This is a genomic window from Mycobacterium sp. (genome assembly GCF_052145595.1).
Lineage (GTDB): Bacteria > Actinomycetota > Actinomycetes > Mycobacteriales > Mycobacteriaceae > Mycobacterium.
In genome coordinates, this window is the sequence record NZ_JBKQOI010000086.1 from 16,758 (window position 1) to 27,418 (window position 10,661).

9 protein-coding genes and 1 pseudogene are annotated in these 10,661 nt (G+C 68.3%); 7 read left to right on the plus strand and 3 right to left on the minus strand.

Annotated features, from left to right (window positions below):
* The first annotated feature begins 94 nt into the window (after positions 1–94).
* Positions 95–1,411, plus strand: coding sequence for an MFS transporter (locus tag ACLP4W_RS07160; protein ID WP_442385456.1), 1,317 nt, complete (start codon positions 95–97; stop codon positions 1,409–1,411).
* A gap of 1 nt (position 1,412) precedes the next feature.
* On the opposite strand, the gene dapD is transcribed toward ACLP4W_RS07160, so the two are convergent.
* Complete coding sequence (gene dapD, locus ACLP4W_RS07165; protein ID WP_442385457.1) at positions 1,413–2,366, minus strand: 2,3,4,5-tetrahydropyridine-2,6-dicarboxylate N-succinyltransferase; 954 nt, start codon at positions 2,364–2,366, stop codon at positions 1,413–1,415.
* A gap of 35 nt (positions 2,367–2,401) precedes the next feature.
* On the opposite strand from dapD, the gene dapE reads away from it, so the two are divergent.
* The 3 genes from dapE to ACLP4W_RS07180 are packed head-to-tail and all read left to right on the plus strand — an operon-like array spanning position 2,402 to position 4,145.
* On the plus strand, positions 2,402–3,466 hold the full coding sequence (gene dapE, locus ACLP4W_RS07170) for a succinyl-diaminopimelate desuccinylase (RefSeq protein WP_442385449.1): 1,065 nt from the start codon (positions 2,402–2,404) through the stop codon (positions 3,464–3,466).
* A gap of 32 nt (positions 3,467–3,498) precedes the next feature.
* On the plus strand, positions 3,499–3,747 hold the full coding sequence (locus ACLP4W_RS07175) for a type II toxin-antitoxin system Phd/YefM family antitoxin (RefSeq protein ID WP_442385450.1): 249 nt from the start codon (positions 3,499–3,501) through the stop codon (positions 3,745–3,747).
* A gap of 2 nt (positions 3,748–3,749) precedes the next feature.
* Complete coding sequence (locus ACLP4W_RS07180) at positions 3,750–4,145, plus strand: type II toxin-antitoxin system VapC family toxin (protein ID WP_442385451.1); 396 nt, start codon at positions 3,750–3,752, stop codon at positions 4,143–4,145.
* 24 nt (positions 4,146–4,169) lie between these two features.
* Here ACLP4W_RS07180 and ACLP4W_RS07185 read toward each other — a convergent pair whose 3' ends face one another.
* Together ACLP4W_RS07185 and ACLP4W_RS07190 are read right to left on the minus strand one after the other, a co-directional pair.
* Positions 4,170–5,669, minus strand: coding sequence for a cellulase family glycosylhydrolase (locus tag ACLP4W_RS07185; RefSeq protein WP_442385452.1), 1,500 nt, complete (start codon positions 5,667–5,669; stop codon positions 4,170–4,172).
* 111 nt (positions 5,670–5,780) lie between these two features.
* On the minus strand, positions 5,781–7,934 hold the full coding sequence (locus tag ACLP4W_RS07190; RefSeq protein ID WP_442385453.1) for an AAA family ATPase: 2,154 nt from the start codon (positions 7,932–7,934) through the stop codon (positions 5,781–5,783).
* Positions 7,935–7,994: 60 nt separating this feature from the next.
* On the opposite strand from ACLP4W_RS07190, the gene ACLP4W_RS07195 reads away from it, so the two are divergent.
* The 3 genes and pseudogenes from ACLP4W_RS07195 to ACLP4W_RS07205 all read left to right on the plus strand — a co-directional run.
* Positions 7,995–8,558, plus strand: a complete 564-nt coding sequence (locus tag ACLP4W_RS07195; RefSeq protein WP_442385454.1) for a TIGR00730 family Rossman fold protein — start codon at positions 7,995–7,997, stop codon at positions 8,556–8,558.
* A 68-nt stretch (positions 8,559–8,626) separates the two neighbouring features.
* Positions 8,627–10,411, plus strand: a complete 1,785-nt coding sequence (gene fadD6, locus ACLP4W_RS07200) for a long-chain-acyl-CoA synthetase FadD6 (protein WP_442385455.1) — start codon at positions 8,627–8,629, stop codon at positions 10,409–10,411.
* 127 nt (positions 10,412–10,538) lie between these two features.
* Positions 10,539–10,661 (plus strand): annotated as a pseudogene (locus ACLP4W_RS07205) (dihydropteroate synthase); the annotation flags it as partial.

Below are 10,661 nucleotides of genomic sequence, written 5' to 3' on the forward strand. Positions count from 1 at the left end.
AGACGCAACCGGCCACTGGGCGGCTTCCATGGGTGAGTCTGGTCACCAGGGCGGTGCCGCTGCGACGGTTGTGGCCGGTCCCGGGTCCACACCGATGAAGCGGGTGGCGGCCGCATGTCTCGTCGGCTCTGCGATCGAGTTCTATGACTTCCTGATCTACGGCACCGCGGCGGCGCTGGTGTTTCCCACAGTGTTCTTCCCGCACCTCAGCCCCGCGGTGGCCACGATCGCTTCGATGGGGACATTTGGCGCAGCGTTTCTGTCCCGGCCGGTCGGCGCTGCCGTCTTTGGGTACTTCGGAGACCACCTGGGCCGCAAAAAGACGCTGGTCGCCACCCTGGTGATCATGGCCTTGTCAACCGTGACCGTAGGCATGGTTCCCAGCACGGCAGCTATTGGTGTGGCGGCCCCGATGATCCTGATCGCCCTGCGGCTGATGCAAGGGTTCGCCGTTGGCGGCCATTGGGCAGGGTCGGCGCTGCTGAGCGCCGAGTATGCGCCGGCCGGCAAACGGGGCCGGTTTGGCATGTTCACCCTGCTCGGCGGCGGCACCGCCTTGGTACTGAGCAGCTTGACCTTCCTCGGCGTCAACTACACCATCGGCGAAAACAGCTCCGCGTTCATGCAGTGGGGGTGGCGCCTACCGTTCTTGATCAGCGCGGGGCTGATCTTCATCGCCTTATACGTGTGGCTCAAGATCGAAGAAACTCCGTTGTTCGCCGAGGAAAAAGCCCGCCACCTGGTGCCCAAAGCGCCGCTCACAGAGGTGCTGCGCCTCCAGCGCCGCGAGATCGCCCTGGCCGCGGGCAGCGTCCTCGGCTCTTTGGGCTTCGTCTACATGGCCGGCACCTACCTGACCACCTACGCCCACTCCCACCTGGGGTACTCCCGCAACGTCATCTTGTCTGTGGGTGTGCTGGGGGGGCTGGCGAGCATCGCGGTCGTCGCGTTCTCGGCCACCATGTCCGATCGAGTCGGGCGCCGTCGCATGATGTTGGTGGGGTGGGCAGGGTGTCTGCCCTGGTCGTTTGCGGTGATCCCGCTGATGGATACCGGCAACCCCGTTTTGTATGCGGTGGCGATCGTCGGCATGTACGCCATCGCCGCGGTCGGCTCCGGACCCACGGGCGCATTCATCCCCGAGCTGTTCCCCACTCGCCACCGCTATACCGGATCGGCGCTGGCGGTGAACCTCGCCGGCGTCGCTGGCGGCGCCTTGCCGCCGCTGATCGCCGGAACACTGCGGGCAACCTACGGCAGCTGGGCTATCGGCCTCATGCTGGCGACCCTTGCGCTGGCCAGCCTGGTGTGCACTTATCTACTGCCGGAAACCAACGGAACCGCGCTACGAACCACACGAGGTGCGCACGTCGGTGAAGTGCCTTCTGAGCTGGAGCTGCCCGGCCGATAGCTCAGTTGGCGTGCAGATCCTCCTTGAGGGCGATGCCCTGACCGTCGCGGGACACCACCTCCACGGCGCCGGTGACCGAATTGCGGCGGAACAACAGGTTGTTGGCGCCGGAGAGGTCGCGGGCCTTGACCGTTTTGCCGTCGGGCGCGGTGACCTTGGTGCCGGCCGTGACATACAGGCCGGCTTCGATGACGCAGTCGTCGCCCAGTGAGATGCCCAGCCCCGCGTTGGCGCCGAGCAGACACCGCTTGCCTATCGAAATGACTTGCGTACCACCGCCGGACAGCGTGCCCATGATCGACGCTCCGCCGCCGATATCCGACCCGTCGCCCACCACCACGCCGGCCGAGATGCGGCCCTCCACCATCGACGCGCCCAGGGTGCCCGCGTTGTAGTTGACGAAGCCCTCGTGCATCACGGTCGTGCCCGGCGCCAGGTGGGCGCCCAGCCGCACCCGGTCGGCGTCGGCGATGCGCACCCCGGTGGGCAGGACGTAGTCGACCATCCGCGGGAACTTGTCGACGCCGTAGACGGTCACCGATCCGTGGCGGCGCAGCCGTGCCCGGACCGCCTCAAAACCTTCGACCGCGCACGGCCCGCGATTAGTCCACACCACGTTGGTCAATACCCCGAACAAGCCGCCGGCGTTCAGCCCGTGCGGCGCCACCAGCCGGTGCGACAGCAGATGCAGCCGCAGGTAGGCGTCGTAGGCGTCGGCGGCGACATCGTCCAGCGAGCCGATGACCGTGCGCACGGCGATGGTCTCGGTGCCGCGCTCGTCGTCGCGGCCGATCAGGGCGGCCAGTTCCGGGGGGACGTCGGATGCCGCCAGTCTTGTGGTGGCGCTGGTGCCCGACGCGGTCAATTCCGGTGCGGGAAACCAGGTGTCGAGAACCGATCCGTCGGAGGCCAACGTCGCCAGCCCGATGCCTGCAGCTCCAGTCACGGTCGTCAGGTTACTTGGTCCGCCGAGCCACTACCCTTGGGGGCGTGCTGGACTTGCGTGGGGATCCGATCGAGTTGACCGCGGCGCTGGTCGACATCCCCAGCGAATCACGCGATGAGTCGCTTATCGCCGGCGAGGTGGAGACCGCGCTGCGCGCGCAGACGTCGGGCTTTGAGATCGTTCGTAACGGGAATGCCGTGCTGGCGCGTACTTCGCTGGGCCGGCCGTCGCGGGTGCTGCTGGCCGGACACCTGGACACCGTTCCGGTGGCGGGAAACCTGCCCAGCCGGTTCGAGGATGGGGAACTGCACGGCTGCGGCACCGCGGACATGAAATCCGGTGACGCGGTCTTTCTGCATCTGGCCGCCACCGTGGCCGAACCGGTGCACGACCTGACGCTGGTGTTCTACGACTGCGAGGAAATCGACGCGGCGTCAAACGGTTTGGGCCGCATTGAGCGCGAGCTGCCGGATTGGCTGTCCGCCGACGTGGCCATCCTGGGCGAGCCCACGGCGGGCTACATCGAGGCCGGCTGCCAGGGCACGTTGCGAGTCGTGGTCAGCGCCACCGGAACCCGCGCCCACTCGGCGCGTTCCTGGTTGGGCGACAACGCAATTCACAAGCTGGGTGCCGTGCTGGACCGGCTGGCGGCGTATCGGGCGCGCGATGTCGACATCGACGGGTGCGTCTACCGCGAGGGCCTGTCGGCGGTGTTTGTCGATGGGGGAGTCGCCGGCAACGTGATTCCCGACGCGGCCTCGGTGACGGTCAACTTCCGTTTCGCCCCCGACCGGTCGGTGGACGCGGCGCTGGCGCACGTGCATGATGTGTTCGACGGGCTCGACGTGCGGATCGAGCTGACCGACTCCGCGGCCGGCGCGCTGCCCGGGCTGGCGCAGCCGGCCGCCAAGGCTTTGGTCGAGGCCGCCGGCGGGCAGGTGCGGGCCAAGTATGGCTGGACGGACGTGTCCCGGTTCGCCGCGCTGGGCATCCCAGCGGTCAATTTCGGGCCTGGTGACCCCAATCTGGCGCACACACGCGACGAGCGGGTACCAGTCGGCAACATCACCGCGGCGGTAGAGATGCTACGGCGGTATTTGAGCACGTAGCAGGGTGTAGCACTATTTGCTACACTCGAACGGTGGTCAGGACTATCGCGCAGCGCGAACTGCGCAATGAGAACGCCAAGGTGATCGAAGCGGTCACCGCGGGCGAGACGTTCGTCGTCACCCGTAATGGCGATCCAGTGGCCGAGCTTCGCCCGATTAAAGCCGGTCGCCGGTCTTTCATCTCCCGCGACGAAGTTGCCGCGCTGGCGGCGGCCACCGTGCGTATCGACCACCGTCAGTTCCGCGCCGACCTGGACCGGTTGATCGACCAGGGACTCTGAGGATGTCGTCCGGCCTTGTCGACACCTCCGTCGTCGTCGACTGGCATGACCCGGCCGTGATCGCCGCGCTGCCCGAAGAGATGGCAATATCCGCGATCACCGCGGCTGAGTTGGCGGCCGGTCCACATCTGGCCGCGAACCCGCTGGAAGCGGCGAAACGGCAGGCCCGGTTGCAGGAAGTTGAATCGGTACTCGAACCGATTCCCTTCGACGCAGCGGCTGCACGCAGTTATGGACTTGTTGTTGCGGCCGTGGTCCGCGAGGAAAGGAAGCCGAGGAGCCGATTCGCCGACCTCCTGATCGCGGCGACCGCGCACGCCAATCACCTCGATCTCTACACCCGAAACGGCGATGACTTCACCGGACTGGAAGGACTCGTCCGTGTCGTTCCCATCTGACGAAGAGCGTGCGCAACGAAACCATCACGGCGTCACAACGACATCGACCGTGTCCGCGCCCGCGTTTGCCACGACGGCCAGCACGGGGGCGTTGGGCGCCGAAACCACCTGTCCGCCTGTGACGCTCACCTGATAGCCGCTCGGATACTCGATGGGGGGCACCGAGATGAAAGTCTGCGCGCCGGGGGCGAAGCGGCCCTGGCGGTCGGCCCGTTCGGTGGAGTAGCACAGCCGGAAGGTGCCCGACCTGAACGACCAGTCGCTCGGCGTGCCCGCGACCACCTGGGGGTACGGCGCGGCGAGCACCGCGAGCTTGGCCGTGTTGACGTTGCTGCCGGTCGGTGGCTGGCTCGGGTCGTAAACCAGCGCCTGCAGCGTCGGCGACGAGCTCGTCTTGTCGTTGCCCGTGTAGGCCCACTCCAGCCAGCCCATCTTGTGGCGGTCGGCGTGGCGCATCACCTCGGCGAGGTTGGCCAGGTCGTTGGTGGCGCCGAACTCCGTCAGCAGCGCCGGGATGCGGTATATGTCCGAGTACACGCTCGCGTTGCCCAAGGTGACGCCGTCTTCCAGCCCACAGGTGACGTTCTTGTGCAGCAGCGATTCGATGGCGCAGTAGTCGTGGTAGGAGAACCCGGTGTGCGGGTCGACCACCTTGCCGAGGTCGGTGTGGATTCCCTCGTCGAACAACGTATTTGGCTCGAAGAACACGACCGTGTTCGGGTCGGCGGCACGAATCGCCGGCACGGCCTTTCGATAGAAATCGGTCAGCCTGTGGTCGTGGACCGGGCAACCCAAAACCGCGTCGAGGAGGCACCCCTCCCACGTGATGCCCGGCCACGGTTCGTTCAACACCTCGTAGCCGAACACCGCCGGGTTGCCGTGGAAGTAACCCGCGACATGCGCCCAGGCTCGCGTGTAGTGGTCCTGCAATCCGATTCCGTCGGGCGCCGGGGCGTCCCGCCAGAAGGCGTTCCAGGCAAACTCCTCGGCCGGGTTGGCGAAGTAGTTACCGGGGAAGCCCAATTGCGGGTTGGGCAGCCCGCCCGTCTGCACCGCCCACGCCGGGGCGCCCTCGCCCTGGAACACCTCGTTGTAGAGGTCCTGATGGAAGTCGAGCAGACTGACGATGCCGTGCGACGCCAGCGTCGCCACGGTCTGCGCGATCGAGGCGAGGTAGTTGTCGTCGTAGGTGAGCGGCTGCGGCTCCACCGCCGCCCAGATGACACCCACCCGCATCGCGTTAAAACCGTTGGCCGCAAGGAAAGCCGCGTCGTCGTCGCCGAACCCGTCGGCGGAAGGCTCGTACGGCGGCACCTTGTATACCTGGTTGAGGCCGTGCAGCACGACCACGCGGCCGTCGGCGTCGGTCATCCAACGGCCGGTGTTGCCGAGCGGCAGCGTGGGCCCCGTGGGCGCGGCGAACGCGGCCGGCGGGGCGACGACGCAGGACGCGTCAGTAGTCAGCGCGGCAATCAGCAGGCCGGCCGCAATGAGCCCGGCCACCCGGCGAGGGCGGATACGCATCGTGCCTCCAACCCCCGGCTGAACCGCAAGCTGCCGTAATCACTCAGGAAACAGTGAGGGGTATTAGTCACTCAGGTAACACGGCGGGGTTACGGTTCGCGCACAATCCGGTTATTGGCCCGCGCACCGCTGCGCCTGCTTGGCGGCGTCGGCGGCCGCCGCGCGCATCCCGATCGTCGCCAGGTGGTCCGAGACCGCCCGCAGCCCCGCGCCATCACCGGCCGCCAGCGCCCGCGCATGGGCGAGAGCGAGTCCGCCTACCGCGCAGTCGATCTCGCCGCACAGCCGGGCCAGCGGTTCGGCCGCACGGGTGTCCCCGAGCCGGACGGCCTCGTGCCAGACGCGTAGCGCCACGGCCGGCTGCCCGCCGCGTTCGGCCATCCGAGCGGCATCGCGAGCGGCGGCCACCGCGCCGTGCGAGTCGCGCGTGGAGGCCAGCCGCCAGGCCCGCGCCACGCCGAGCTCCGGGGCGAACAGCGCCGACTTGGTTCCGTGTCGAGATTCGGCCCTGCTCAACGCTTTTGCCGTGGCGGCGGTGTCGCCCTGCTGGGCCAGCGCGGTGGCCAGCAGCATCAGCGACAGCGGCCCCCACGAGTAGCCGGTGCGTTCCAAGGTGGCGGCCGCCGGCCTGAGCAGCGCTGCGGCGCGGCCGAATTCGCCGTCGGCGATCAGCACATGCGCGAGCAACACCTCGCCGATCGCGCGGCCCGGCTGCTGCAGCTCGGCGAAGTCGGTGAACTGCTGGGCGAGTTGTCGCGCCACGTCGAGCCGACCCGCCATCAACAATGCGGTGGTTTGGCCCAGCCCGATCGTGAAGCGCAGCAGCCCGGGATGCTCGGCGGCCAAGGCGCGCTGCGCCAGCGGCTCGACCTCGTCGAACCGGCCCTGCCGCGCCGAACACAGCGCGGCCGCGCTGGCCGCCCACGCCACCGCCTGATCATCGGCCGACGGTGACGCCAGCACCTCGCCGGCGACCCTGACGGCGTGTCCGACGTTGCCCGCGTTCATGGCGAAGGTGGCGCTCAGCGCGTCGAGGGTGAGGCGCGGGCCGGCATCCGTGACCCGATTGCGGATCGTCCGCAGGAACGCGGCGGCCCGCTCGGGCTCGCTGAGCATCCAGAACTGGTTGGCCGCCCGCAGCAGCGTCCAGTCCATGAGCGCCGGTTCGGCCAACGCGGCGGAGTCGACGTCGGCGAGCACCGCGTCGGCCTCGCGGCCCCGGCCCTGCCACGCCAGGGCATGTGCCAGCGCCAGCCGCGCCGCCAAGCCACCGGAGCGCTCCAGCGCCGAGCGGGCCAGTCTTTCGCCGAGCGCGAGGTCGCCCAGCCGCAACGCCTGCTGCGCCGAGGCGACGACCTCGGCGGTCCGCTGGGGGGCGTCACTGTCGAGCGCCAGGGATGCCAGCCGCAGCCGGTCACCGAGTTGGTCCGACGCATGCTGCGACAGCAGCCCGACGATCTCGGTGCGCCGTCGTCGCGCCTCTTCGGTGCCGAGCGCGGCGCGCGCTCGTTCGGCGAACAGCGGATGCGCCGTGTACACCACCGGATCTTCGGTGCGGCCGCCGCGCACCCGGGTTTCCGCCGCGCCCCAGGCCTTCGCCTCCGCTACCGCGCCGTCGCCCGCGAGGATCGTCAGATCGGCGAGCGATAGCGGCTCCTCGACGGCGAGGTAATCCAGCACCGAACGCGCCGCGGCGGGTAACTCGGCGATGAACGCGTCGACCTCGGAAGGCTCGGATTGCTTCGTCGCCCCGCCCGGCGGCTCGACGTCGATCCGATCCAGCAGACCGTCGGTCCACAGCGCCGCGATGGCCTCGGGCGCGGCATCCGCGCGGGCGGTGACGATCATCCGGGCCGTGCCGGCCAGTGCCAACTGGTACACCAGCGTGGCCGACAGGACGTCCAGGTCGTGGGCATCGTCGACGACGAGCAGCAGCTCATCACCGCCCAGCGATGCCCGGGCCGCCCGCAAGAGCGCGGCCGGCTTGCCGATGTCCGGGCCGAAACTTGAAAACTCCACCAGATCGCTGAAGGCCCCGAACGGAACGAGCCGCTCGGTCGGGGTGCCGGTGACCCAGCGGATGAGCGTGGTCGGGTGCTTGCGGCCGAAGCTTTCGGCGGCCAATCGGGCCAATGTGGATTTGCCGATCCCGTCGGGTCCGAGCACGACTGCCCCGCTCCGGGCCGCGGGAACGTCGCGACCCAGGGCAACGTCCAGCCGCTCCAGGGCCGCCGCTTGTTCGGGGACGTTCCATCTAATGGGCACCGCCGGATTTTATTGCGCGCCGGGTGCGTGGCGCACCGGGCTTGGTCTACCTTTCGTTGTATGCGCCCGGAACGTGGTTCATCCAGCGAGTGGGCAGTGTGTGTGTACTGCGCGTCGGGTCCCGCGCATCCCGAATTGCTCGGGTTCGCTTCCGAACTCGGCGAAGCCATCGCCGAGCGCGGCTGGACCCTGGTGTGGGGCGGCGGCCGGGTTTCGGCAATGGGCGCGGCGGCAAGCGCGGCACGGGCGCGCGGTGGCCGCACCGTCGGGGTCATCCCGCAAAATTTGATGCGCCGCGAGCTTGCCGACGCCGACGCCGACGAGCTGATCGTCACCGACACCATGCGCGAACGGAAGCAGGTGATGGAAGACCGCGCTGATGCGTTCATCGTGCTGCCGGGCGGCATCGGCACCCTGGACGAGTTGTTTGACGCATGGACCACGGGTTATCTCGGCGTGCACGGCAAGCCCATCGTGATGCTGGACCCGTTCGGGCATTACGAAGGGCTTTGGCTCTGGTTGTGCGGGCTGGTTGACAGCGGCTACATCTCGCAGGCGGCGATGGACCGGTTGGTGCTGGTCGACAAGGTGGGGGCAGCGCTGGAGGCGTGCGCACCCGCCTGAGTCGCCAGCACCGCCGTTATGCCTATTAGGCTGGCCGCCAAACTCGTCAAGAGGGAATCGAGGATTACGTGTCCGATCACGACGGACGAGCGCGCTCGGCGATCAGATTGACCGATATCGCGTCCCAGGTGCCGGGCGTGCTGGCCGACGTGCCGGTGATCATGCGCGGAGCGCTGACCGGGCTGCTGGCCCGACCCAGCTCCAAGAAATCGATCGGCACGGTGTTCCAGGAACGGGCCGCTCGCTACGGTGACCGGATCTTCCTGCGGTTTGGGGACCAGCAACTGACCTACCGCGACGCCAACGCGGCCGCCAACAGGTACGCGGCGGTGCTGGCCGCGCGCGGCGTCGGCAGCGGCGACGTCGTCGCGATCATGCTGCGCAACTCACCCAACACGGTGCTGGCGATGCTGGCCGCGGTCAAGTGCGGGGCCGTCGCCGGCATGGTCAACTACCACCAGCGCGGCGAGGTGCTGGCGCACAGCCTTGGCCTGCTGGATGCCAAGGTGTTGGTCGCGGAAACCGACCTGGTCAGCGCGGTGGCCGAGTGCGGCGCCTCGGGCACCACCGAAACGCTGACCATCGAAGACTTGGAGCGATTCGCTGCGAGCGCTCCGGCCACCAACCCTGCGTCGGCTTCGGCGGTGCAGGCCAAAGACACCGCGTTCTACATCTTCACCTCGGGCACAACGGGATTCCCCAAGGCCAGCGTGATGACGCATCTCCGGTGGCTGAAGGCGCTGGCCGCGTTCGGCGGAATGGGGTTGCGGCTGAAGAGCTCCGACACCCTGTACAGCTGCCTGCCGCTGTACCACAACAACGCGCTGACGGTCGCGGTGTCGTCGGTGATCAATTCCGGGGCGACGCTGGCGTTGGGCAAGTCCTTTTCGGCGTCGAGGTTTTGGGACGAGGTGATCGCCAGCGAGGCCACGGCGTTCATCTACATCGGCGAGATCTGCCGGTATCTGCTCAACCAGCCGCCCAAGCCCACCGACCGCGCGCACCGGGTGCGTCTGGTCGCCGGCAACGGGCTCCGCCCGGAGATCTGGAACGAGTTCACCAATCGGTTCAGCATCGAGCGGGTGTGCGAGTTCTACGCCTCCAGCGAGGGCAACGCCGCTTTCATCAACATCTTCAATGTTCCCGGGACCACCGGGGTCGCGCCGATGCCGCTGGCCTACGTGGAGTACGACCCCGACACCGGCACCCCGCTGCGTGACGACCGCGGGCGGGTGCGCCGGGTGCCTGCCGGTCAGCCCGGCCTGCTGCTCAGCCCGGTCAACCGGCTGCAGCCGTTCGACGGCTACACCGACAAAGCATCAAGCGAAAAGAAGTTGGTGCGCGACGCTTTTCGTGAGGGCGACGTCTGGTTCAATTCGGGTGACGTGATGAGCCCGCAGGGCCTGGGTCACGCCGCTTTCGTCGACCGGCTCGGTGACACCTTCCGGTGGAAGGGCGAGAACGTCGCCACCACACAGGTCGAGGCGGCGCTGGCGTCCGACGAGTCCGTCGAGGAATGTACGGTCTTCGGCGTCGAGGTTCCGCACACCGGGGGGCGCGCCGGGATGGCCGCGGTCCAGCTGCGCGAGGGCGCCGAGTTCGACGGCCAGTCCCTGGCCCGTGCGGTTTACGGCCAGCTGCCCGCCTATGCACTGCCGTTGTTTTTGCGGGTGGTGAAGTCACTGGAGCACACCACGACGTTCAAGAGCCGCAAGGTGGAGTTGCGCGAACAGGCCTACGGTCGCGACGTGCAGGATCCGCTGTACGTGCTGGCCGGCCGCGACGAGGGCTACGTGCCGTACTACGACGAATACCCCGAGGAAGTGGCCCAAGGTAAGCGACCGCAGGGCTGAGCGGCGCGGCTTACGCCGAGTGTGCGGCGAGACGCACGCTCGGCGTAGGGTGTGCGGCTGGCCGCACACTCGCGCGACGGATGGTCCTGAAACCACGCGGCCAGTGGTAACCAGGCACCATAGAGGCGTGCAATCGACTCTGTGCGGCCGCCCGGTCGCGGGGGATCGCCCGCTGATCATGGCGATCGTCAACCGCACCCCGGATTCGTTCTACGACCGGGGCGCGACCTTCAGCGACGAGGCCGCCAGG